The sequence below is a fragment of the Bacillus sp. FSL R9-9834 genome, assembly GCF_038006905.1.
Lineage (GTDB): Bacteria > Bacillota > Bacilli > Bacillales > Bacillaceae_G > Bacillus_A > Bacillus_A pacificus.
In genome coordinates, this window is record NZ_JBBOWD010000001.1 from 370,696 (window position 1) to 395,229 (window position 24,534).

The following is a 24,534-nucleotide window of genomic DNA, read 5'->3' on the forward strand; positions in this document are numbered from 1 at the left end:
TTATGTATGTTTGTTTGTATTTTTAGAATTGTCGTAAAATAGACGTTTATTAGGTTATGATAACTAAAAATATATGTAAGCGTCAATATAAAAGACAGAAAATAAGTAATATTCTAGTTGTTTGTTTAGTTTGTAATATAGATGTAGAGTAAGCTTTTTCAGTGTTTAAAAATAAATAATTGACTTTTTTCTTAAAATTCAATATGTTCATAAAAACATCTGTTTTTCATAAGTATAATTAACCTAAATGGTTTTGGAATTTGGGAAGGAGAATGTAGCTTTGAAAACATTAGAACTACAAGAGCGTTTAACTGAAATTTTTCAGCATTTACATGAAAACCCTGAAGTGAGTTGGAAAGAGTATGAAACGACAGCGTATATTACTAACTTTTTAAAAGAAGAAGGAATTTCATATAAAATATTTGATGATTGCCCAGGCGTGATTGCTGAAATTGGAAGCGGAAATCCTGTTATTGCGATTCGCGCTGATATGGATGCACTTTGGCAAGAAGTGAATGGAGAATTTAAAGCGAATCATTCGTGTGGTCACGATGCTCATATGACGATTGTAATGGGACTTATTTTACAATTAAAGAATATGAGATGGAAAAGTGGTACAGTTAGATTTATTTTTCAGCCAGCAGAAGAGAAAGGGAATGGTGCTTTAAAAATGGTAGAGAAAGGTGCTGTGGATGATGCGGATTTCCTATTCGGTGTTCATTTGCGCCCGATTGAAGAACTATCTTTGAAACAGGCTGCCCCATCAATTCGTCACGGAGCAGCAGGATTTTTAGAGGGTACGATTCACGGAGAAGATGCACATGGAGCACGCCCACATCAAGGGATAAATGCAATTGATGTTATTTCCATGATTAATATCGGTTTGAAAAACATATGGCTACCACCGCAAAGTTCCTATTCAGTAAAGATGACGAGGTGCCAAGCTGGTGGTGATAATTTAAATATTATTCCGGGTAACGGGCATTTTAGCTTAGATGTCAGAGCGGAGAGTAATACATTATTAGAAGAATTGAAGAAAAAAATAGAGCATGTCATAGAAGCAGCTGCATCGATGGGATCGAAAACTTCATATGAGTGGATTGATCTCGCGCCAGGAGCTGAAGTTTCAGAAGAAGCTGAGCGATTTATGCGTAAAGGTATTCTTGAAGTGTATGGGGAAGATAAATGTACGGGGCCACTTTATACGACAGGAAGCGATGATTTCCATTACTACACAGTGAAGAAACCACATTTAAAAGCTGTCATGCTTGGATTAGGAGCAGACCTACAACCTGGATTACACCATCCGTATATGAAGTTCGATCATAGTTGTATTATGGATGGGGTAGAAATATTAAAACAAACTGTATTGAAAGTGTTAGAAGACAGGGGCTAGGGAGCTCCTGTTTTTTTGTAGGAACTTGTCGTTAAGTCGATATCCTTTGTCGAAACGTAGATATATTGAAAAAATCGTCGATATAATTTCACGTACCTATTATTTCGATGAAAAATGAGCATCCAGTACATGGTGTATAATAATAAGTACCATTTTTTAATAGGAGAAGTCGAATGAACGAACAATATTATGATGCAGTTTTAAATATAAAAACAGTCGGTGAGCAAAAAGGATTTAACAAGTCTATGCATTATCATCGTTATGAACCGACGCCGTATAGTGGATTAGATGAGTTATTGAATCAATATGAAATAAGAAGTAGCGACCAGATTGTAGACTTTGGATGTGGAAAAGGACGATTGAACTTTTATATGCACCATAAGTGCGGTGCTTCAGCGATTGGAATTGAAATGAATGAAGAGTTTTATAAAGAAGCGTTGGATAATCTTGATCGTTATGCACGCAAGGTAAGAAACAGTAAAGATAAAATTGGGTTTGAATGCTGTTTAGCGCAGGAATATGAGATTGATCCACGTGATAACCGATTTTATTTCTTCAACCCATTTTCTGTACAAGTATTTATGAACGTAGTAAATAACATTTTACTTTCTGTAGAAGAAACGGGGAGAGAAGTGGATATTATTTTATATTATCCTTCTGAGGACTATATTTTCTTCTTAGAAAATCAGACTGCGTTTGAGCTGAAGAGGGAAGTAAGATTGCCTGGAGCTTATGAGAAGAATGGGAATGAGAGGTTTTTAGTGTATAGATTGGAGTGTTAATGTATGGGTGCTTGGGGAGTAGCAATATTATCAGACGATATTGCTGAAGATATTAAGTTACTATATAAGGATTTGTTAGCAAATGAATATTCAAATGAGGAAGCAAGTAGGATTGTAATTGAGGAGTACAAGAATGAATTAGATGATGAAGAAACTATTGCCTTTTGGTTAGTATTTGCTTCCATACAATGGAGGTTAGGGAGACTTCAAGAGAATGTTAAGCAGGAGGCATTGCAAATAATAGAGAGTGGTACAGATTTAGCTCGCTGGGAAGAAGAACCTAAATTACAGAAGAAACGTGAAGTAGTTTTAAATAAATTAAGAGAACAGTTAAATTCTCCGCAGCCAGAAGCGAAAAAAGTACCGAAGAGATTTATAGCTAATACTTCTTTAAAAGCAGGTGATGCTGTTAGTTATGAATTAGTATCGGGGAATTATATTATCCTTAAAGTCATTGAAATTGTTGAGGAATGGCATGGAGATCGATATCCTCTGTTCGAAATGTGTGATTGGGAAGGAAAAGAGATTCCTTCAAAAGAAGAAATAGACCAATTAGAATTGAAAATAAAGATTTATGAGGGTGGAAAACAGGAAGTTGTAAAAATTGCTATTTATCCGGCCGGAAAAAGAGACAGCACATTAAAAAGAATCAAAGTAGTGGCAGAGGATGTAAAAGTAGTATTGGATATAGGGTCGCCGTATACAATACTATGTTGGAAGGATTTTGACGACTACGTAGATACATTGTAATAAAAAGGACGCATTACCTAATTGGTAATGCGTCTTTTACTCACGTCTATATTAGTTACGGATTAAGTAATCAAATGCACCTAAAGCTGCGTTTGCACCTGAACCCATAGAGATGATGATTTGTTTGTACGGATTATTTGTACAGTCACCTGCAGCAAACACTCCTGGTACGTTTGTAGCGCCGTGCTTGTCTGTTACGATTTCACCGCGAACGCGTTCAACTGTTTCGCCTAACCAGTCTGTGTTTGGAACAAGACCGATTTGTACGAATACACCTTGTAATTCAACGTGATGAACTTCTTCAGTTTCACGATCGATGTAAGAAATACCGTTTACTTTATCAGTACCAGTAATTTCTTTCGTTTGAACGTTTTTCAGAACAGTTACGTTTGGTAAGCTGTTAAGACGTTCTTGTAATACAGCATCAGCTTTTAATTCTGGCATGAATTCAAGAACAGTTACGTGATTAACAATACCTGCTAAGTCGATAGCTGCTTCAATACCAGAGTTACCTCCGCCAATAACTGCTACGTCTTTTCCAGTGAATAATGGACCGTCACAGTGTGGGCAGTATGCTACACCTTTATTTTTGAACTCAGCTTCACCTGGTACGCCAACATTACGCCAGCGAGCACCTGTTGAAACGATTACGCTTTTACTTTTCAGAATAGCGCCGTTTTCAAGTTCCACTTCAATAAGTTCTTTTTTCTCTAAACGTTTCGCACGTTGTAGATTCATTACATCGATGTCATATTCTTTAACGTGCTCTTCAAGACTTGCTACTAGCTTAGGACCTTCAGTGCGTTTTACGCTGATGAAGTTCTCAATACCCATAGTATCCATTACTTGACCACCGAAGCGTTCAGCAACGATACCAGTGCGGATTCCTTTACGTGCTGCATAAATTGCTGCACTTGCACCAGCAGGGCCGCCACCAACAACAAGAACATCGTATGGATCTTTATCAGAAAGCTCTGATGCATCTGGACCGTTACCCATTTTAGCTAAAATTTCTTCAAGTGTCATACGACCGCTTCCGAAAGATTCGCCGTTTAGGAAAACTGTTGGTACTGCCATGATGTCTTTGCTTTCTACTTCCTCTTTGAATGCAGCGCCATCAATCATAGTATGTGTAATACCAGAATTAAGAACGCTCATTACGTTAAGAGCTTGTACAACATCAGGACAGTTATGACAACTTAGGCTGATATAAGATTCAAAATGATATTCGCCTTGAATGTTTTTAATTTGATCGATTAATTTTTGTTCAACTTTTGGAGCGCGTCCACTTACTTGTAGTAAAGCTAACACTAATGAAGTAAATTCGTGTCCTAATGGAATACCAGCGAATACGACACCAGTGTCTTCACCAGGGCGGTTTACGCTAAGGCTTGGTGTTCTCTCTAATTCAACTTTTTCTACTGTAATCTTAGATGACATAGTAGCTAATTCGTCTACTAGAGCTAACATATCTTTAGATACGTCATCGTCTCCTGCGCTTACTTTAAGTAAAATATCGTTCTCCATTAATTGAAGATATTGGGATAGTTGTGTTTTTATATCTGCATCTAGTATCATTTTGATCGAACTCCTTAGATTTTGCCTACAAGGTCAAGGCTTGGTTTAAGTGTTGCAGAACCCTCTTGCCATTTAGCTGGGCAAACTTCACCTGGGTTGTTACGTACGTATTGAGCTGCTTTAATCTTGTTAACAAGAATGCTTGCGTCACGGCCGATACCGTCAGCATTGATTTCCATAGATTGGATAACGCCGTCTGGATCGATGATGAATGTACCACGAGCAGCAAGACCTTCTTCTTCCATTAAAACGTTGAAGTTTGTAGTGATTGTGCGAGTTGGGTCACCAATCATGATGTACTCGATTTTACCGATAGTTTCTGAGCTATCATGCCATGCTTTGTGAGTGAAGTGAGTGTCTGTAGATACAGAGTATACTTCAACGCCTAACTCTTTAAGAGTTGCATATTGGTTTTGTAAGTCTTCAAGTTCAGTTGGGCAAACGAATGTGAAGTCAGCTGGGTAGAAACAAACTACACTCCATTTTCCTTTTAAACTTTCGTCAGTAACTTGGATAAATTCTCCATTATGGTAAGCATTAGCTTTAAACGGTTTTACTTCTGTGCCGATTAATAACATATTAAAATTCCTCCTAAATGTTGGTTTTGAGCATCAAAAAATAGTGTGCTCATAAAATATATTTTTTAATTAACTATAATAATTCTAATTCGATATTAATTATCATATAGAAGTGGTTATTTTGTCAAGAGAATAAACGAACTTTATATCAATTTAATTAATATTTATTCTCAATTAAGGATAACAGGGAACTGAAAGGTAACTTTAAGTTTATAAATTTTCAATGATTGTTTGAAAGAGTAGTGTGTATGTTAGAGATATGGTGTAAGTGTAAATTGTTAGGAAGGAAATATTTCTTAGAAGTTGTCTTTTTGAAAAGGAACTGCTTATTTCTATTTTACAAAGAATTGTGTGATAAATAAAATAAAATGAACTAGAATCTTTTTGAACAATTTTTGTCCTCTCAAATATATAATTAGGAAGCATATTGCAATGATATAGAAACATTGACTCAAGATGTTAACAAGATATAATAAAACCTAGATATACATTTCAAAAAGAAGAACATATATTATAGGATGAAAGATTTAATCCTATTATTTTTTATAGCTTTTAGAAAACGCTTACAATTAGTGTGGAGGGGAAACCATGTTTAAGTTCACGAAGTATTTTTTAATGGAAGCTAATGATGTGATTGTATATGTGAAAGAGAAATTATGTAAGTTTGAACATGCAAAGGGGCTAAAGTGTAAAGAAATAGGTGATGGATTGGTTACAATCGACAATGGTAGAGGTAATTGATTTATTTAAGAAGAAGTTTTTAGACGCTTGGGATATTCATGTGCCAGAGATTATGGCGAAGGAAGAAGGCTTTAACGAAATCTATTTACAATCTGTATTAGAGGATACAGCTGCGGTGACGGGTCTTGAGTTAATTCGTCGTATTGTTGGGCTAGCGAAAGTAAAAGACATTACTTGTATTGAGAATGAGGAATCACGTGCTAGAGCGGAACGTATTTGTCTTCAAGTTGCAAAGAAATTTATTTTACGAGCGAATCAATATAAAACAGGTACAAGCTTTGTAGAAACGTTAAACGAACAGTCAATGCACTACGCGAAGTAAGGGGAGAAGATGATGGAAGAGCAATTAATACCAATCCAGTGGAAAGAGATGCTTCTGAAGTGATCAATCGCTTCGGGCAATATTCTGCTCCGAAAGAAAGTAAAGTATATAATCCAGCATTTGATGTCACGCCATATGAAAATGTAACAGCGATTATTACGGAAAAAGGGATTGTAAAAGCACCGTTTACAGAGAACTTAAAGAAGCTATTTCAATAAGTAGATAGAGTTAAAAAGTCAGTCATCATAAGCTTCATACTTAGGGGGATGTATATGTTATTACAAAAAGAAAGAGAAGAAATTGTAGCGTATGGAAAGAAAATGCTTTCTAGCGGTTTAACAAAGGGGACAGGCGGTAATATTAGTATTTTCAATCGCGAGCAAGGTCTTGTTGCCATTAGCCCAAGTGGTTTAGATTATTATGAAACGAAGCCTGAAGATGTAGTTATATTAAACTTAGATGGCGATGTAGTAGAGGGAGAGAGAAAACCATCGAGCGAACTCGATATGCACCTTATTTATTATAGAAAGCGTGAAGATATAAATGCGCTTGTGCATACACATTCTCCTTATGCGAAGACGATTGCATCATTAGGATGGGAACTGCCCGCAGTATCGTATTTAATTGCTTTCGCAGGCCCTAATGTTCGTTGTGCACCGTATGAAACATTTGGTACGAAGCAATTAGCAGAGGCGGCTTTCGAAGGGATGATTGATCGCCGTGCTGTTTTACTTGCGAATCACGGTTTAATTGCGGGTGCAAATCATATAAAAATGGCATTTACCGTTGCAGAAGAAATTGAGTTTTGTGCACAAATTTATTATCAAACGAAAAGCGTCGGAGAGCCTAAGTTATTGCCAGAAGATGAGATGGAGAATTTGGCGAAGAAGTTTGAAGGGTATGGACAGCAATAGAATGAAACAAGAAAGACCCTCAAGATTTGACTCTTGAGGGTCTTTCTATGCTTTCTTAAGCAACAAATACATAAAGTAAGGAGCACCAATTAAAGCGACAACAATACCTGCCGGAATACCGTTAGGCTCAACGATATTTCGTCCAATTGTGTCTGCTAATAGTAATAGCCATCCGCCAATTAAAAGGGCGATAGGCATGAAGATTTGATGCCTTGGACCTACTAAAGATTTTGCGATGTGAGGAGCCATTAGTCCAATAAAGCTAATTCCTCCTGTTACGGAAACAGCTGCAGCTGCAAGCGCAACGGCCGCCACTAATAAGTATCTGCGTTCTTTTTCAATTTCAATTCCAACGCCAATTGCGACCGGTTCGTTTAATGCTAGAATGTTTAATCGGTTTGCCTTATAGAAAACAAACGGAATGAATACGATTAACCATGGAAGCATTGCTAAAACAAAGATCCAGTCATCTCCCCAAATGTTACCGGCAATCCATTTGGCGATAAAGTCCACTTTCATACGATCTGCGGATGAAATAAGGACAATCATCATTCCAGATAGTGCGAATGCAAAACCGATACCGGTTAATGTTAATCGCACCGGCTGAAGTCCAGTTGATTTACTATATGAAAATACGTAGATTAGAACAGCTGTTAGAAATGCTCCAATAAATCCAACGACAGGTAGTAAGTAAAGAAATGAACCTACATCTATTGGAAAGTATAAGAAGAAAATAGCAACAGCAACACCGGCCCCAGAGTTGATTCCGAGAATACCAGGTTCAGCTAAATCATTTCGAGTAAGTCCTTGCAGAATAGCTCCTGATAAAGCGAGAGCCATACCAGCTAATAATGTAATGACAATTCTAGGGAGTCTTAATGAGTATAAAACGAACTCCTCTTTAAAAGTTCCTTGTCCCATTAATGTTGGGAGTAGTCGATCATAAGATAAAGATGCTGAACCGAGCCCCATTCCAATTACAATAGTTGTAATGGTTAGGATAAGTAAAGCGAGTATAATAAGACGTTGTTTTCTTAGAATAGATGGGATCATGAGAACATTTTTCCTCCTTTACGTACAATGAATAGGAAGAATGGTAATCCTACAATTGCGACAATAGCAGCAACTGGTGTTTCGTACGGAGCGTTAATGGTACGTCCGATTGTATCTGCAAGTAGCATAAAGGAAGCACCAGCAATTGCTGACATCGGTATAACAAATCGGTAATCTGGACCGACAATTGGGCGTACCATGTGAGGTACCATTAAACCGATAAATGCCATATTTCCGACAAGTGCTACAGACGCACCTGCAAGTAAGATAATAATGATAAATAGAATGGTTTTAATAACAATAATTTTTTGACCTAGTCCAATAGCTACTTCTTCACTGAAACTAAGAACTGTCAATTTTTTTGCTAGTAAGATAGCGATAAAGATACTAATTGAAATGACTGGAATAATAATTTTTAATTGTCCCCAAGTTGTTCCAATTACGCCCCCAGCAGTCCAAAGTGATACCTCTTGTGAAATTTTGAAGTAAATGCCGACACCTTCTGAAATTGCAAGCAAAAATGCTGAAACGGCAGCACCAGCTAATACAATTCGAAGAGGGGAGAGTCCACCTTTTTTCATCATGCCAATGCCAAATACCATAATTGCGCCAATTGCAGCACCTATAAAGCAAGCAAATGTTAAGTAAAGATAGCTGATGGAAGGGTTGAAGGCTAGCGTTAACGCAAGTGCAGCATTTGCTCCACCAGATAATCCTAATAATCCAGGGTCTGCAAGTGGATTTCGTGTTAATCCTTGCATAATTGCTCCAGAAACAGCAAGTCCAGCCCCTACAAAAATAGCAGCAACTTCACGGGGCAAACGTATTTCGCGAATAATAGATATTTTATCCCCTTTAGCGGAGGAAGTGAGTGCTAACCATACGTCTTTTATTGAAGTATCTGCAGCACCTAATACCATTGCCACCATAAAAATAAGAAAGAATGCAATTATGCTTAAAATTAATTTGTATGTAAAAGCTATAGAACGTGTATTGTCATGTTCTTTTGTCATTCGTTTCACATCTTTTCTTTTCATAGAATAAAGGAAGAGGAATTCTTAATTTAAGAATTCCTCATGTTTGTATTATTTACCAAGAAAGCTCTTCTTGAAGAAGTCTAGTTGGAAGTCTAATGTAAGTGGATCGTTGAAATAGAATTCCATCATGTTTGCTTCGTATACGCGATTATTTTTTACTGCTGGGATGTTTTTATATGATTCTGTCTCTTGGAATGAGTTATCAGTATCTTTGTTTTTACTTACGATTAAGTAATCACCAGCAAACTCAGGTAATACCTCAGTAGATAATGCGTAGTAACCTTCTTTTAATGCTTTTTCTTTTACTTTTTCAGGCATTTTTAATTTCATTTCTTGGTACAGAATTTCTGTTCCACGGCCCCAGTTCTCGCCGTATACATAAAGCTGCTTGTTGAAGTTTTCTACAACAGAAACTGTAGCATCTTCACCGATTTTTGCTTTAATTTCTTTACCAGCTTCTTGTGCACGTTTCTTGAAGTCATCAACCCAAGTTTTTGCTTCTTTTTCTTTGTTTAATAACTTACCAATTTCTAAATGCTGTGTTAAGTAATCAACTTTTCCGTAAGTGTATGTTACAGTAGGAGCGATTTTCTTTAACTTATCAACATTTTTAATATTTGATAAACCGATGATTAAATCTGGATTTAGTTCAGCGATTTTTTCAACATTTTCATCTGATACTTCAGCAACATCTTTAAGTTTGCTATCAAAACGTGGGTTTTGTTTAGACCATGAATCTACCCCAACAAGATTTACACCTAATGACATTACGTTACCAGCGAATGATGATAAAACAACAACGCGTTTTGGATTTGCAGGAACTTCTACTTTACCATTTTCAGATTGGTATGTAATTGTTTCTGATTTACTACCTTTTGCATCATTCTTTTTGTCTGTAGAGCTATTGCTACAAGCGCTCATAACAAGGACGAAAAGAACTGTTAGTGAAATAAATAACTTTTTCATCGTCTGTCTCCTTTAAATAGATGATATGTGTATACAATAATTTGTTTAACTGCAATCTTTTTGAAAGAGTAGTGGTAATACAAAATGTTTATTAAAAATTTTGAATGTGAGATGTCACAATATAGTATTAACCATACTAATAAAAGAAGATGTAATCTCAAATTTTCTAATTATTAACAAATTGATAATGATTATCACTATTGATTCATTAAATAATATAATTTTATCTAGTTGTATTGTCAATAGTAATTTTAATTGTAAATTTTGCGGAAACAGGTTATATTTTATTGAGAATGATAATCAATTATTAGTAGCTGAGGAGTGAGCACGAATGAATCGAGAAGAATTGTTTGATGTAACTGTGATAGGCGGAGGACCTGCAGGGCTTTATTCAGCTTTTTATAGTGGACTCAGAGAAATGAAAACGAAAATAATAGAATTTCAACCACAGCTAGGTGGAAAAATACATGTTTATCCAGAGAAGATGATTTGGGATGTAGGTGGACTATTACCAGTTACAGGTGATAAATTAATTGAGCAACTTGTACAACAAGGGTTAACATTTCAGCCGGAAGTTGTATTAAATACAAAAGTAGAATCGATTATTCGTAATAAAGATGGCACTTTTACGTTAAAAGCAAACGATGGAAAAGAACACTTTTCAAAAACAGTTATTGTGGCAACTGGAAGTGGTATATTGAAACCACAAAAGTTATCAATTGAAGGTGCTGAGCGATTTGAAGTATCGAATTTAAATTATACAGTGAAGTCTTTAAAGCGTTTCAAAGATAAAACGATCATTATTTCCGGCGGAGGAAATTCTGCCGTTGATTGGGCAAATGAATTAGAACCAATCGCGAAAAAAGTATATGTAACATATAGAAAAGAAGAATTATCTGGTCATGAAGCACAAGTGAAGCAACTGCTGAACAGCTCAGCTGAGTGTTTCTTTCATACATCGATTACAAAATTAATTGCTGGTGATAGTCATGAAGCGATTGAATATGTAGAATTAACGAATCATGAGACAGGTGAAGTTTCTCATTTACTTATTGATGAAGTTATTATTAATCATGGATATGAACGTGACATTACATTATTAGAAAATAGTGAGTTAGACGTTGCGATTATAGATAATTTTTATATTGCAGGGAATGCAAATAGTGAGTCTTCAGTAGACGGATTATATGCCGCTGGGGATATTTTAAAGCATGAAGGAAAATTACACTTAATCGCGGGAGCATTCCAAGATGCTGGAAATGCTGTAAATAAAGCGAAACAATTTATTCAGCCAGATGCAAGTGAGTATGGAATGGTTTCTTCGCATAATGAAGTATTTAAGAAGAGAAATCGTGAATTGATTAAACAGATGATGAAATAGTAAAGGAACAAGTATACCCCCATTTACTTCTCTATTCAAATGACGAGAGAGATAAATGGGGGTTTTCCTGTTTACTATATTTTCAATCATTATAATGACACCGGTTTCATCAGTTCATGTGAAATGAACGTTTTATTTGTAAATCCTCCTATAAAACAATGAATCTATGTTTTGCTGACGCAGAACAGTATTACATTATGCTGTTCCTTTAGCTCGTTCGTTAGGAAATGGCATATTTAATATAGAAGCAATGTACTGTTTTCCATGCATTCGAGCTAATGATTCTAATATTTGGCGAACACGTTTTGTAAGATGACCTTGTTTTTTTATTTCCTCACAATATGCGTCATAGAAAACGTATTTAGCCCAAAGGAAATCATCTTGTTGGAATAAGAAATGATTTTTGTACCATTCTCCAATTGTATGGTAACAATTGTTTTCCTGTATTGCTACGCTTTGAGAAAGAATACGATCAGATAAAGATGCAGTTAAATGAGAAATTGTGTTTTCTGTTTCAATTTGTAATGTTTTTTCTAACATTGTAATGATGTGACGAGTAGCCATATGTTAACTCTCCTTTGTGTAAATGGGTAATACCATTCTATATTTAAAAAATTCTTACTATATACTATTATACAATATATGGAATGCATCTACCTGCTTTTTAGGTTGCATTTACAAAATCTTTTTTATTTGTTTACAAAAATAAAGTAAGATACAGTATATAGGAAAAAATAATAAAGGAATGAACGAGTTGTATATAACAGTAGAAGAAGCTGCGGAGTATTTGAATTTACCAAAGTCGTATATTGAAGAGTTAATTCAGCAAAAGAAAATACGTGCACTATTTGATGGAGAGCAATATTTATTAAATAAAGAACAATTCAATACACATTTAGAACAAATGGAGAAATATAAGCAATTAGTGGAAGAAATATTGAACGAACCCATTCCAGAAGATATGGATGTTAAAGACGAAGATTAAACTATGGGAAATCCCTTATGAAGATATGCAGAAATGTATCTTCATAAGGGATTTTTTGTTTAAAGATATTAAAGCATAAGGAGTTGTTAGCCTTTCTTCAAATTTTGATAGGTAATAGTCTACCATGTTAAAAGCATATTTTTTTCTAGCTAGGACAAACATAGAGAACGTAACCTGTACAGATACATATACTATCAGTGCAAAAGCTTATAAATTAATGGAAGGGGTTTTCTCGTGAGTTTATTTCATTGTGATTTCTTGGAAGATTTAATTGGATCTTTTGTGAGAGTAAACAGGGGTGGTCCAGAATCTCAAAAAGGAACAATAGTCGCAGTATGTTCGGATTACTTTGTATTAAAGAATGAAAAAGGAGAGCTCTATTACTATCAGATTCGTCATCTGAAAAGCGTTACAAAAAATGTGAAAGATTGTAAAGCAGATGATTGTGGATGGTTGGAATGTGAGTGTGAAGGTGACTTTGAAAAGCTACTTCAAAGCTTCAAATATCATTGGGTGAAAATTAATCGTGGTGGCCCAGAGAAAGTTGAAGGTATCTTACAAGATGTTTCTTGTGAGTTTGTGACATTAATTGTAAAAGAAGAAGTTATATTAGTTGCAGTACCTCATATTAAGAGTGTCACAGTAGCGTGCGAAGAGAGCGAAGAAAGTAATAATGAAAGCTGTTGTTCAGGTCGAGAGCGCGCACAAAGACCATCAAGTAGAGGAAGATAATAAGAAAGGAGGATATGAATTTGGACAGTGTATTATGCTGTGAGCAAATTAAGTGCTTAGTTGGTGAGACTGTAAAAGTAAATCTTCGTGGCCCAGAGAGTCGAGTGGGGGTACTTGTATCGTTAGGAAGAGATTACCTTACATTACAACTCCCTCTTGGTGAATTAGTATATTACCAATTGAAACACGTGAAGAGTCTAGTTAAGAAAGTGAAAGAAAGTAAATGTGACGATTGCTATGTTTCATGTTTCTGCTCTGATGATGATACTTTTGTCGATGTATTATGTGACTTGAAGTATAAGTGGGTAAAGATTAATCGTGGCGGCCCAGAGTGTGTAGAAGGCTTATTAAGTGAAGTGCATGAGGAATGTATTACACTAGTAAACTGTGATGAGGTCATTTATATCATTAATTATCATATTAAGAGTGTGAGTCAAGTAGTTAAATGTAAAAAGAATGAAGATGAATAATGTTTAATAAATAAGAGGGGCATTATGAGGGAAAGAGAAGAACAATTTCTTATTTCGATAGTATGAAAAGGAATTACTTACTATTAAGACAGAACTTTGCCCTGATTATTTTTTTACCGAAGACAGGAAAGAAGAAATTTATAGGAAGGAGGATATAGATGAATGAGTTGAATAAAAATATTGGAGAAAATATATATATTAAATTAATCGGTGAAAAAAGATTTAAAGGTGTATTAATAGACGTAGGAAATGATATCGTTGTTCTTTACAATGGACAAGACTACGTATATATATCTTTATATCATGTACAACATTATAAAATTTTACGACCACATGATGAAGAAGTAGCAAAACCAGATGTTGATTCTGTCATTAAGAGAGAATCTCCTTCAATTTCTTTGAGGAAAGTATTAAGTACCTCTAAAGGGATTTTCACAGAAATTTATGTAGCTGGAAATGCTCCAATACATGGATATGTTACAAGTGTAATGAACGATTATATCGTTTTTTATAGCCCGGTTTATAAAACAGTGTATATATCTTTAAAGCATTTGAAATGGTTAATTCCGTATAAAGAAAATCAAGTGCCTTATGCCCTCAATAAAAATGAACTCCCCGTGAATCCATTAAATATTACGTTAGCTCGAACTTTTGAAGAACAGCTTATTAAAATGGCTGGCAAAATCATGGTGTTCGATTTAGGTGAGGAATCTAATAAAATCGGAAAGATGGCAAAAATTGATGAAGGTCATATTGAAATATTAAAGGCGCGTGATGCGAAAATGTATGTAAATATTCAACATGTAAAATCTGTCCATTGTCCGTAAGTTAATTGAAAGGGCTGGCTTTTTCTTTTATATGTAGAAGAAAAGGTCGAGCCTATTTGTTTAGATCGATTTGAATATGAGGGAAAAAATGAATTGAATATAAATATGTTAGTATGACTGTTGAAGAGGAAATTTTGTGCGAAATTATAAAGAATATGTACGAGCTATCTTTTGATGTATTCAATTTATTTTTTTGAGGGAGAACTGCTTAACTAATATATTAAAGGGGTTTTGTTGGTGGAGCAGTTTCCAAATTCGTTATCGATTACATTACTTGGCAGTGCTGGTGGAGCAGCAAAAGCAGTTTTAGCGATTTTAAATCAAGCGATAGTAAATGAAAAAGACCCGATTTATGAAGTGATAAAGAATGTTACATTTTATTTGGTTGATATAAAACAAAAAGATAGGACGTATTATGACGAGTTGTTTCCAAATTTGAAAGATCAATTGTTTTTATCCGAAATAGACCTCCAAGATGTAGTGACATTTAAAAAGCATTTAAAAGAAAGTAGTACGAGCGTTGTTATTGATGTTTCGGGGGCAGATACGATCAGAGTATTAAGCTGTTGTAATGAACTTGGAATTTGTTATATTAATTCAGCTTTGGAAAACGAGGCAGTAGATCAGGATGATAGTTTAATCGGCTTTCAGCTTACGGAAAGATATACGAGATTTGAGAAGGAAAAAGATAAATTTACAAATACAAAAGCAATTATAGGCTCAGGTATGAATCCAGGTGTCGTTCAATGGATGGTTGTTGAACTTATGAAGGAACGCCCGAATGAAAAGCCAAGAGCATGCTATATAGTAGAACATGATACGTCATTTTTGAATGATACAGCACTTATAAAGCCTCATACACTGTATGCTTCATGGGCAGTAGAGCGATTTCTAGATGAAGCGATATGGAGTTATCCGATGTATATGAGTCATCATCGTCCTCTTTACTTTTATGAAGATGTATATGCTTCAGAGTATAAAGTAAAGTTGGGAGAGAAAGAGTTTTATGGTTGTTTGATGCCGCATGAGGAAGTTTTAATTTTAGGGAAAAACTTTAACATGGAAGTAGGGTTTCTTTATCGAATTAACGAGTATACAACAAATATAATTAGACAGAATTTAGATAAGGTAGAAGATCTATGGAATTGGAATCGTAAAGTATTTAATCCAGCCGAAGAAGAGATTGCGGGCGAGGATCTAGTCGGTGTATTACTCGTTTATGAAAATAGCGAGACCTATATGTATAACGTGATGAATAGCAGTCAAGTTTTTCATAAATATAAAACGAATGCGACATACTTCCAAGTAGGATGTGGCATTTATGCTGGCTTGTGTAGTTTACTGTTCGATAACTTTAAACAAGGTGCCTATTATGTAGAGGAATTATTACTAAATACAGAAAGTAAGTACGGAGAATATTTGAATTTATATATGAATGATTTTGTAGTTGGTGGAAATGACTTTACGGATGGATTGCTACATGATCGAGTAAGGTGGATATAAATTGTGATGAAAAGGAAGGGGAAATCTCCTTCCTTTTCCCGTTATAAGGTTACAGATTGCTCTGAAAGTAATTTCATACTTATAATTTAATGAGATAATATGTAGAGTTTTGTATTGATCATGAGGAGTAGCAAGGAAGTATTGCGATTCAAAGTAGCGGAGAGCTAGGAATGAAAGTGGAGATTTTTTTACCGATAGCATAATGTGCTAGAAGAAAATATTTTTCAGAAAAGTGTTCTTGTTGCGTAAATATAAACATTTTATAAAATGTTTCGAGAAGGGTTTTTTTTATAAAATACTTCGTTTATAATGGAGGAAAATATCGACATGAGATTTGTTATTCATGTAACGGTTCGGTAGTGTTAGAAAAAGAAGGGGTGCACGCGCATCCTTTTTTCTATGCAGATATTATGAAAGAGGTGGTATGATGGAATTAACATTAAATTCGACTGTATGCTTGCACACGATTCAATTTCGAAAAGAGCAAAAGAATTATATTGTAAAAGATACAATTACAGGAGAAAAATATGAAATGCCGCCACTTTGGATTGATGCATTGGCAATGATGCGTGACGGTTTTTTATTAGGGGAAATTGAGGAGAAATTAAAAGAAGAGTATCCGGAAGAAGAAATAAATATGCTAGCATTTACGAGGCAACTGTTAGAGCTAGAGCTTGTCGGAATGGTCGATGGGGAAGAAATAGCTTGTACAAAGAAGAAAGAGAAAGATTATTTAGCTTGGTTACGTCCTCGCGTTGAGCAATTCTTTCTTAGTTTAAATAAAAGAAATAGAAGCAAAGGTCAATGATGATCTTTGCTTTTTTGTATAGTTTGCTTAAAAAATTACAGCGAATGCTCTTGCGAAAGCACCATCGCTATTTTTAATTTTTAAAGGAGCTGCTGAGAAAAAGAAACGTTTCGCATTAATGGAATCTAAGTTTGTTAAGTTTTCGATTAAATAAATATTATTCCCAAGTAGTATGTGATGAATCGGTGATGTTTCTGTCGTTACCTCGTCAGGAGAAATGAAATCTAAACCGACAGATTTTACTTTTAATTGAACTAATTCTTCAGCTAATTCTTCGGAAAGATAAAAGGCTTCTTGTTCATACGCTTCTGTATTCCATTTATTAGATAGGTTGGAATGGAAAATGACAATATCACCTTCTTTTATGTCAGCATTGTGTAATACTTCTTTAGGTAGTTTTCGTTCTTGTACATGAGTTACATCAATAAGAACAGCTTCACCTACAAATTGATCTAGGGGCAATTGATCAATAGTCGTTGCGCCTGAAATGAAATGAGCAGGAGCATCACAATGTGTACCAACATGAACGACAGAATGAAAATCTGTAACTTGATATCCTGTCTCTTCAACACTTGTAATGGCTTCTAAATTGATTTTTGGTGTTCCAGGAAATTGAGACATATTGTTTTCAAATGTTTGGGATAGGTCAATTACTTTCACTTTAAATACCTCCAAGTATATATTTTGAAATATAAAAAACTCACCTTTCATAATCAAGAAAGATGAGTTTTGCACACAATAGTTACGTTTTATCTTTCAAAATGCAATGCATTTTGCAGGAATTAGCACCTATTCAGTTTGTATAAACTGAGGTTGCTGGGCTTCAAAGGGCCGGTCCCTCTGCCTCTCTTGATAAAGGTATATTCAATTTAAAGTTCGGAATTTTCGTGATAATAAAATTGTAATTCATTTCCTTTTTCTGTGCAACACAAAATAGGTATTCACCCAAATAAAGTTGCTCGCATATTGTAGCTTATGTAAATAGAATGCTGCGAAGGAGTGAGTGCAGTGACAGGGAATGTATTGAATTATTATGCTGGTGGAAATACAGCTAGAGGATTTCATAATTTATATGAAGAGAATTTAAAAGGACTAAACAGATTATTTATTTTAAAGGGTGGACCTGGAACGGGAAAATCTTCTTTAATTAAGGTAATAGGTCGTGAATGGGTTGAAAAGGGATATGATATTGAATTTTTACATTGTTCTTCTGATAATAAATCGGTTGATGGTGTCATTATCCCGAAGTTAAAAGTAGGAATTGTTGATGGAACATCACCGCATGTTATTGAGCCAAAAATGCCAGGAGTTGTCGAGGAGTATATTAATTTAGGAATTGCTTGGGATTCAGATAAGTTAAGAAAGCAGAAAGTGGAAATTGAACGATTTGTTTCAGAAGCAAGCAAAGCTTTTCAAGCTGCTTACGCTCGTTTTAACGAGGCATTAGTTATACATGATGAGTGGGAGAAAATATATATTAGTAATATTGATTTTAATAAAGCGAACGAACTAACCGAGCAGCTCATTCAGAAATTATTTACAGATAAAGTTGGGAAACAATCGCTTGTGAAACATCGGTTTTTAGGAGCAGCTACACCGAAAGGAGCAGTTGATTTTGTTCCTAATTTAACAGAAGGATTACCACATCGTTATTTTATAAAAGGACGCCCAGGTTCTGGGAAATCAACAATGCTCAAAAAATTAGCTAAGGCAGCAGAAGAAAAAGGATTTGAAGTTGAAGTATATCATTGCGGGTTTGATCCAAATAGTCTTGATATGGTGATCGTAAGAGAATTAGGGTTTGCGATTTTCGATAGCACCGCACCACATGAATATTTTCCAAGCCGCGAAGGTGATGAAATTATAGATATGTATGCCCTTATTGTGACACCAGGGACGGATGAGAAGTATGCGGAGGAAATTCGTGACGTCTCTATTCAATATAAAGCAAAAATGAATGAGGCGATGTCTTTCTTAGCAAAGGCGAAATCAGTTCGTGATAAATTAGAACGAATTTATATTGCTGCTATGGATTTTTCAAAAGTAGATGCATACAAAGAGGAGATTCAAAAAGAGTTTGAACGAATTGCGGTTAGTATAACTGAAAAGAACAAGTAAAAAATAACGAATTTTGACAGGCTGTCGGAAATTTTCTGACAGCTATTTTAGTATGTAGTAAACTTAGTAATATATTTGTCGAATTTCCAAGGAAATAATCAAAAAATGGAGAGGGTATGAAATGAGAGAGAAAATTAAGTTGGAGTTAGAACGAATTGAGAAAGAAAATGATGTGAAAATTTTATTCGCTGTGGAGTCAGGGAGTCGTGCATGGGGATTTCCATCAAAAGATAGTGATTATGATGTTAGATTCGTTTATATGCACCCGGTAGAATGGTATTTATCCATTCATGATAAACGAGATGTAATTGAGTATCCGATTAGTGATGATTTAGATATAAGCGGATGGGATATAAAAAAAGCGTTACAACTATTTGCAAAGTCAAACCCAGCTTTACTCGAATGGATTCGATCACCCATTTTTTATTCGAAAAACTCTAATTTTCCAGAACAGCTTCAGCAAATGAGTGAAAAGAATTTTGATCCAAAAGCAACGATATACCATTACTTACATATGGCTTCAAAAAATTATCGTGAATTTTTGCAAGGTGAGAATGTAAAATTGAAAAAGTACTTTTATGTATTGCGTCCTATTTTGGCTTGTAAGTGGCTAGAGGAGAAAACAACTTTGCCTCCTGTAGAATTCGATCGATTAATTACAGAATTATCAATAGAGCGTAGCGTATTAGATGAAATTGAACGGTTGTTAATAAAGAAAAAGGCAGGTACTGAATTAGATGTTGGAGTGAAAATTGAGGTGTTGAATCAATTTTTAGAAGAACAAATTCATTACTATCAGCAATACGTAAAAGGAATTGAAAAGGGATCAGGGATCGATATTGAGAGTTTAAATACATTGTTTCGAGATATGTTGTTTGCGGTATACGAAAAAGAGCACAAGTAAGTTTGTGCTCTTTTTATTTTGTAGGAATAATGAAAACAGATATAGCTGCAAGAAGACCTGCAAATGAGAATAAGTAAAAATTCCATGCTAAGTCATATTGCATTGTCATAATAATACCGACAAGAATAGGACCAGTAATTGCGCCAACTCGGCCAAGTCCAAGTCCCCAGCCTAAGGAAGTAGCTCGGATATGTGATGGGAAGTATTGTGTTACATATGCATTTAATATTTGGGTAATGCCAACTGATCCAATTCCAGCAAGACCAATTAAAAGATAGATGATTGTAACAGATGGTTTAATTGTTAATAGTCCAATACATATAGCTGCCATAAGATAGGAGATGCTAATAACAATTTTAGCTCCTATACGATCGGCGATTGCTCCAGCAAATAATGCACCGATAGCGGCAGTAATATTTAGCATAAGTAGGAATGATAAACTAGATCCAAGAGGGTATCCTGCCTGTCGCATCATCTGAGGTAACCAAGTATTTAAACCGTATATTAAAAACATACCCATTATATAAGTGATCCAAAAGAGCAGCGTTGCTTTTCTGTATTCTTTTGAGAATAAAGTAAGAAATCCATTTCTCTTTCGCATATTAGATGAGGGTTGATGCGTTTCATCTTTCACATAGAATTCAATTTGAAAACGATTAAGGATTTGGTCAACTTCTTTTTGGCGATTACGTGATAATAAAAATTGAATGGATTCAGGTAAATAACGAATAATGAAAGGAATAAGGAGTAGTGGAATCATTCCGATGCCAAACATAGTTCTCCATCCGAAACCTTCTAACATAAACATCGACAAAATAGCGCCTAACACGATCCCTAAAGGATAGCCAGTAAACATAAGAGCATAAATAAAAGATTGTCGCTTTTTTGGTGAATATTCAACAGTAAGTGCTGAAGCTGTTGGAATAACACCACCTAATCCGATTCCTCCGATAAACCGAGATAAACCAAATAATTCGGGAGAAGGAGCAAGTGCAGCTAGGCCCATTGTGATAGAAAAAAGTGCTAAGCAGCATATAAGCGTCCATTTCCGTCCAATTAGATCTGTAATGGTTCCAACTAGAATAGCGCCAATAAACATACCAAATAAAGCATAGCTAGCAATTGTACCAGCATGTGCCGGCGAAAGTGCCCAGCTTTTGTCTTCTAGGAGCTTTGGCAGAACGGCACCGTAAATACCTAAATCATATCCATCAGCTAGAATAGCTAGCCAACAAATAAAAACAACAAGTTTTGTAATAGAGCTCGAAAAGATAGTTTCTGTAAATTCTAGATGAGGTGGAGCTGAAGGTTGCATAGTATTCCCCCTTTTTATTTGTAGATGAGTATATTATTTTATTTGGTGTTAATATTTTCCTTCTTGTATCAGAATTTATATGAAAAGGTTTTATAACAAATAAAGAAGCTCAACAGTCATTCTGTTGAACTTCTTTATTTGTTTACTCATTATCAACTCGTTTTAACGGTTGATCTGCCGGACCTTCAATAACATCTCCCTCAATTGAAAAGCGTGAACCGTGGCAAGGACAGTCCCAAGTACAATCACCATTATTCCATTCAACTTCGCAGCCGAGATGTGTACAAGTTGTATCGACAATATGTAATTTTCCATCTTTGTCCTTATAAGCACCTGCTCGTTTCCCGTTAACATGTACGACAGATCCTTCACCAACTTCGAGATCTTCTGGTTTACGTAATGCAGTTTCAATCTTTCCTTCAATTAAATGTTTCGCAACATCAAGATTTTGGGAGAAGAACGTTTTTATATCTGGATTTGCATGGAAGCGTGATGGTGCATACAGTTCTTTATATGGACTGTCTACTTTTAGAATGGAATCCTTCAGTAAATGAGCGGCAGCAGTTCCAGTTGTCATTCCCCATTTACGATATCCAGTTGCAACAAATATATTTGGATTGCTCTCGTTAATATGTCCAATATAAGGGAGCTTATCTAGCGTAATTAAATCTTGTGCTGACCATCTATAAGGAACTTCATCTATTCCAAACGTTGCTTCCGCAAAAGAATAAAGTACTTCGTAATGAAGCATCGTGTTTATTCCTTGTCCTGTTTTATGACTTTCTCCGCCAATTAAAATTAATTTTTCCCCATTGCTTGTAGTGTAGCGTAAGGAGCGTTTTGGGTCATCAATACTTAAATACATGCCACCTGAATAATCTGTTTTTGTTTTAATAGCAAGAGCATAAGAGCGTTCTGCGTACATTCGCGTAAAGAAAAAGCTATTGGCATCATAAAAAGGAAAGTGTGAACAAGAGACAACATATTCACAAGTAATGCGATGTCCGCCCTTTGTAATGACTTGTGGAGAATCTCCTTTTTCTACATCCATAGCAGTCGTTTGTTCGTAAACTTTTCCGCCCATCTCCACAAACTTTTCTAAAAGTGTTTTCAAATAAAGAAGGGGATGAAACTGGGCTTGATTTTTCATGACAAGTGCAGATTGTACTGGAATTGGAATCGGTAGAGATTGAACATAGTCACAAGGTATATTTAATTTTTGATAGGCTTCATATTCTTTCGATAAACTTCTTAATCCCTTATCGGTAGTTGTATATAAATATGAATCTTCATTTGAGAAATTACAGTCGATTTTATATGTTTGCACAGTTTCATTAATAAATTGTAGAGCATGATTATTTGATTCATAGTAAAGCCCGGCTTTTTCCATACCGAAATGATTGATTAATTCATCATAAATAAGATCATGTTGCGCTGTTATCTTTGCTGTTGTATGCCCAGTCGTCCCGTTTAAAATAAGACCAGAATCAAGTAATACAACATCGATGCCTTCTTTTGCAAGTAAATAGGCAGTAGTAATACCTGTAATACCAGCACCGATAACAGCAACTTTTGTCTTTATATTTTCAGATAAAGGGGGAAAAGTCGGGATTTGAGTAGATTCAATCCAATAAGATGATGGGAATTGTGGAAATGTATCGCTTGTCATTAAGGAAACCTCCTGATTTAGAACAATTTTCCTTTTAATATTTCCATATGATATGAAATTCATGTGTGCTGTTTGAGAGGGAGGCTATTTTTATTTAAAAGAAAGATGAAATTATCTTAATATAATTATCAGATGTTGTCGGTATGAAGAGGTAGAAGTTGTGTAAAACTAGATTTAGATGAGTGTATTTGTTGTTTACATAGAGAGTTCTTGAATAAGATAGAGTCTATAGCATGGCAAAGTACGTATATGCATAATGGATGAAACCTTATAAAATCTATGTTTTTTCTTTAGTGAAATAAAGTATAATTATAAAAATATAACCAACTTTTATTACTAGGTCATAAAAGTTATTGACAATGTGGAAATTCTATTGATATGATTTATCATGTGGAAAGGTTGATAGAGAGTAAAAAGAGAAATGTTTTTCATTGATAATAAAAGCGAAAAGTAAGTGACGATAGAGTGAGTATATTTTCCTTATAATAGAGGCTTTTTTAATCACCTAGTAAAATCAATCTGGAAGCAAGAATTGATATATGTAAGTTGCGCAAGGCGCGGCATAAGAAAGGGGCAAAAGGATGAAGGAGCTTCATACGTTTGGGTGGTATGCAGCACGTGTATCACCACATTTGCCGAAAAAGGCATTTAAACCAGTTCCTACTCGTCTGTTTGGTGGACTGGCTTATTTGCTTGTGGCATTGGCGGGGTTAATATCGATTGGTGTATTTGAATTGAATGTGTGGGCTAATCTAGGAATTGCGATCGTTCTTGGATTATGTTTTGCTTCACTTGGGTTTTTAGGGCATGAGATTTTACATGGAACTGTTGTAAGAAAGGCATGGCTTCGTGATTTCTTAGGAGCGATTGCATTTATGCCATTATCAACAGGTCCTAAACTTTGGCGAAAGTGGCATAATGCAACGCATCACGTTCATACACAACATGAAGAGAATGATCCAGATGCATGGCCTACACTTGAGAAGCTTAAAAAGAGTAAGTTTTTGAGCTGGGTATATCGCATGCCTCTTCATGTACGTTCATTCTTTAGTTTTCTGTCACTAACAATTCAATTTACATTGCATTCGACTCGAATGTTCTTTCATTTTATAAAAGAGTTTAAGTCATCCAATCAAAAATCTGTATGGCTTCAACTTCTTTTGCCTTGGACTGTTTGGATTAGTTTATTGTTTATTATGGGACCTGGAAAATGGTTATTTGCATATGTGATTCCATTGTTAATTGCTAACTTTATTGTAATGGCATATATCGCAACAAATCACCGCTTAAATCCAATTGTTCCAGTAAATGATCCGTTAGCAAACTGTTTATCAGTAACAGTGCCGCGTTGGATAGACGTTTTACACTTCAATTTCTCATATCATACAGAACATCATTTGTTCCCTGCTATGAGCTCTAAATACTACCCGTTAGTAAAAGAGAAAATTAAAGAAATGTGGCCGGAACGTTATCATGAGATGCCGATGACAAAAGCTTTGGCAGCGCTATGGAATACACCACGTGTGTATTATCAAGGAAGTGAATTAGTGGATCCGCATAGAGAGCATTTCTATGGTTCTTTAGGAAATGGGCTAGATCCTCATAATATTTCATATCGTGAGGAACATATAGAGGAAGAAGAGAGTATTAAAAAAGTAAATCAGTAAATATATATACAAAATAACAAAAAGCAAGCTACTAAAAG

The 24,534-nt window shown here is 35.2% G+C and carries 24 protein-coding genes, 2 pseudogenes and 1 riboswitch; of the genes and pseudogenes, 17 read left to right on the plus strand and 9 right to left on the minus strand.

The window, feature by feature from the left end:
• The first annotated feature begins 280 nt into the window (after positions 1-280).
• The 3 genes from MKY00_RS01965 (at position 281) to MKY00_RS01975 (ending at position 2,928) form a co-directional block, all read left to right on the plus strand.
• Positions 281-1,396, plus strand: coding sequence for a M20 peptidase aminoacylase family protein (locus MKY00_RS01965; RefSeq protein ID WP_000853528.1), 1,116 nt, complete (start codon positions 281-283; stop codon positions 1,394-1,396).
• 173 nt (positions 1,397-1,569) lie between these two features.
• A complete protein-coding gene (locus MKY00_RS01970; protein WP_001005655.1) occupies positions 1,570-2,178 on the plus strand; it encodes an SAM-dependent methyltransferase in 609 nt (202 codons plus the stop codon).
• Positions 2,179-2,181: 3 nt separating this feature from the next.
• Positions 2,182-2,928, plus strand: coding sequence for a hypothetical protein (locus MKY00_RS01975; protein WP_000501504.1), 747 nt, complete (start codon positions 2,182-2,184; stop codon positions 2,926-2,928).
• A 51-nt stretch (positions 2,929-2,979) separates the two neighbouring features.
• Here the strand turns inward: MKY00_RS01975 and ahpF are convergent, their stop codons facing one another.
• Both ahpF and ahpC read right to left on the minus strand, forming a co-directional pair.
• On the minus strand, positions 2,980-4,506 hold the full coding sequence (gene ahpF / locus MKY00_RS01980; protein WP_341034347.1) for an alkyl hydroperoxide reductase subunit F: 1,527 nt from the start codon (positions 4,504-4,506) through the stop codon (positions 2,980-2,982).
• A 14-nt stretch (positions 4,507-4,520) separates the two neighbouring features.
• The gene (ahpC, locus tag MKY00_RS01985; RefSeq protein ID WP_000924422.1) at positions 4,521-5,084 is read right to left on the minus strand and encodes an alkyl hydroperoxide reductase subunit C; all 564 of its coding nucleotides are present in this window, start codon (positions 5,082-5,084) and stop codon (positions 4,521-4,523) included.
• Between the two features lie 588 nt (positions 5,085-5,672).
• Here ahpC and MKY00_RS01990 point away from each other — a divergent pair.
• From MKY00_RS01990 to MKY00_RS02005, 4 genes and pseudogenes are all read left to right on the plus strand, one after another.
• Complete coding sequence (locus tag MKY00_RS01990) at positions 5,673-5,825, plus strand: hypothetical protein (RefSeq protein WP_016716330.1); 153 nt, start codon at positions 5,673-5,675, stop codon at positions 5,823-5,825.
• Positions 5,788-6,147, plus strand: a pseudogene (locus tag MKY00_RS01995) (5-methylthioribose kinase); the annotation flags it as partial. The gene MKY00_RS01990 and the pseudogene MKY00_RS01995, both read left to right, overlap by 38 nt.
• A 41-nt stretch (positions 6,148-6,188) precedes the next feature.
• Positions 6,189-6,365 (plus strand): annotated as a pseudogene (locus tag MKY00_RS02000) (S-methyl-5-thioribose-1-phosphate isomerase); the annotation flags it as partial.
• 54 nt (positions 6,366-6,419) lie between these two features.
• Positions 6,420-7,061: an L-fuculose-phosphate aldolase gene (locus MKY00_RS02005; RefSeq protein ID WP_000926569.1), complete on the plus strand. Its 642-nt coding sequence runs from the start codon at positions 6,420-6,422 to the stop codon at positions 7,059-7,061.
• Positions 7,062-7,106: 45 nt separating this feature from the next.
• Here the strand turns inward: MKY00_RS02005 and MKY00_RS02010 are convergent, their stop codons facing one another.
• From MKY00_RS02010 to MKY00_RS02020, 3 genes are read right to left on the minus strand one after another with little or no spacing between them, the layout of a single operon-like run.
• Positions 7,107-8,114 (minus strand): FecCD family ABC transporter permease, encoded by a 1,008-nt coding sequence (locus MKY00_RS02010; RefSeq protein ID WP_000613093.1) that lies wholly within the window; start codon positions 8,112-8,114, stop codon positions 7,107-7,109.
• Positions 8,111-9,151, minus strand: a complete 1,041-nt coding sequence (locus MKY00_RS02015; protein WP_011039957.1) for a FecCD family ABC transporter permease — start codon at positions 9,149-9,151, stop codon at positions 8,111-8,113. Before MKY00_RS02015 ends, MKY00_RS02010 begins: the two co-directional genes overlap by 4 nt.
• A 48-nt stretch (positions 9,152-9,199) precedes the next feature.
• Complete coding sequence (locus tag MKY00_RS02020; protein WP_016716332.1) at positions 9,200-10,117, minus strand: iron-hydroxamate ABC transporter substrate-binding protein; 918 nt, start codon at positions 10,115-10,117, stop codon at positions 9,200-9,202.
• Positions 10,118-10,448: 331 nt separating this feature from the next.
• Here MKY00_RS02020 and MKY00_RS02025 point away from each other — a divergent pair, with 331 nt between their 5' ends.
• A complete protein-coding gene (locus MKY00_RS02025) occupies positions 10,449-11,498 on the plus strand; it encodes an NAD(P)/FAD-dependent oxidoreductase (protein ID WP_001078292.1) in 1,050 nt (349 codons plus the stop codon).
• Positions 11,499-11,693: 195 nt separating this feature from the next.
• On the opposite strand, the gene MKY00_RS02030 is transcribed toward MKY00_RS02025, so the two are convergent.
• A complete protein-coding gene (locus MKY00_RS02030; protein ID WP_000235473.1) occupies positions 11,694-12,062 on the minus strand; it encodes a hypothetical protein in 369 nt (122 codons plus the stop codon).
• Positions 12,063-12,243: 181 nt separating this feature from the next.
• On the opposite strand from MKY00_RS02030, the gene MKY00_RS02035 reads away from it, so the two are divergent.
• The 6 genes from MKY00_RS02035 (at position 12,244) to MKY00_RS02060 (ending at position 16,823) form a co-directional block, all read left to right on the plus strand.
• The gene (locus tag MKY00_RS02035; protein WP_001004507.1) at positions 12,244-12,483 is read left to right on the plus strand and encodes a helix-turn-helix domain-containing protein; all 240 of its coding nucleotides are present in this window, start codon (positions 12,244-12,246) and stop codon (positions 12,481-12,483) included.
• Positions 12,484-12,717: 234 nt separating this feature from the next.
• Complete coding sequence (locus MKY00_RS02040; RefSeq protein WP_016716333.1) at positions 12,718-13,215, plus strand: hypothetical protein; 498 nt, start codon at positions 12,718-12,720, stop codon at positions 13,213-13,215.
• A 20-nt stretch (positions 13,216-13,235) separates the two neighbouring features.
• Positions 13,236-13,685, plus strand: a complete 450-nt coding sequence (locus MKY00_RS02045) for a hypothetical protein (RefSeq protein WP_016716334.1) — start codon at positions 13,236-13,238, stop codon at positions 13,683-13,685.
• 158 nt (positions 13,686-13,843) lie between these two features.
• A complete protein-coding gene (locus MKY00_RS02050) occupies positions 13,844-14,512 on the plus strand; it encodes a hypothetical protein (RefSeq protein ID WP_001004262.1) in 669 nt (222 codons plus the stop codon).
• Positions 14,513-14,749: 237 nt separating this feature from the next.
• Complete coding sequence (locus MKY00_RS02055) at positions 14,750-16,015, plus strand: hypothetical protein (RefSeq protein ID WP_000434744.1); 1,266 nt, start codon at positions 14,750-14,752, stop codon at positions 16,013-16,015.
• A gap of 427 nt (positions 16,016-16,442) precedes the next feature.
• Positions 16,443-16,823: a hypothetical protein gene (locus tag MKY00_RS02060; RefSeq protein ID WP_000424113.1), complete on the plus strand. Its 381-nt coding sequence runs from the start codon at positions 16,443-16,445 to the stop codon at positions 16,821-16,823.
• A 27-nt stretch (positions 16,824-16,850) separates the two neighbouring features.
• On the opposite strand, the gene MKY00_RS02065 is transcribed toward MKY00_RS02060, so the two are convergent.
• Positions 16,851-17,483: a cyclase family protein gene (locus MKY00_RS02065; protein ID WP_000862962.1), complete on the minus strand. Its 633-nt coding sequence runs from the start codon at positions 17,481-17,483 to the stop codon at positions 16,851-16,853.
• Positions 17,484-17,569: 86 nt separating this feature from the next.
• Positions 17,570-17,682: riboswitch (SAM riboswitch) on the minus strand.
• Between the two features lie 149 nt (positions 17,683-17,831).
• On the opposite strand from MKY00_RS02065, the gene MKY00_RS02070 reads away from it, so the two are divergent.
• Positions 17,832-18,941 carry a PRK06851 family protein gene (locus tag MKY00_RS02070; protein ID WP_016716335.1) on the plus strand — a complete coding sequence of 370 codons (1,110 nt, stop codon included), beginning with the start codon at positions 17,832-17,834 and terminating at the stop codon, positions 18,939-18,941.
• 121 nt (positions 18,942-19,062) lie between these two features.
• On the plus strand, positions 19,063-19,845 hold the full coding sequence (locus MKY00_RS02075) for a nucleotidyltransferase domain-containing protein (protein ID WP_016716336.1): 783 nt from the start codon (positions 19,063-19,065) through the stop codon (positions 19,843-19,845).
• A 13-nt stretch (positions 19,846-19,858) separates the two neighbouring features.
• Here the strand turns inward: MKY00_RS02075 and MKY00_RS02080 are convergent, their stop codons facing one another.
• Entirely contained in the window at positions 19,859-21,160 is a 1,302-nt protein-coding gene (locus MKY00_RS02080) for an MFS transporter (RefSeq protein ID WP_001183071.1), read from the minus strand.
• A 142-nt stretch (positions 21,161-21,302) separates the two neighbouring features.
• Positions 21,303-22,829 carry an FAD-dependent oxidoreductase gene (locus MKY00_RS02085; protein ID WP_000199951.1) on the minus strand — a complete coding sequence of 509 codons (1,527 nt, stop codon included), beginning with the start codon at positions 22,827-22,829 and terminating at the stop codon, positions 21,303-21,305.
• Between the two features lie 581 nt (positions 22,830-23,410).
• Here MKY00_RS02085 and MKY00_RS02090 point away from each other — a divergent pair.
• Positions 23,411-24,496, plus strand: a complete 1,086-nt coding sequence (locus MKY00_RS02090; protein WP_000661214.1) for a fatty acid desaturase family protein — start codon at positions 23,411-23,413, stop codon at positions 24,494-24,496.
• Positions 24,497-24,534: the final 38 nt, after the last annotated feature.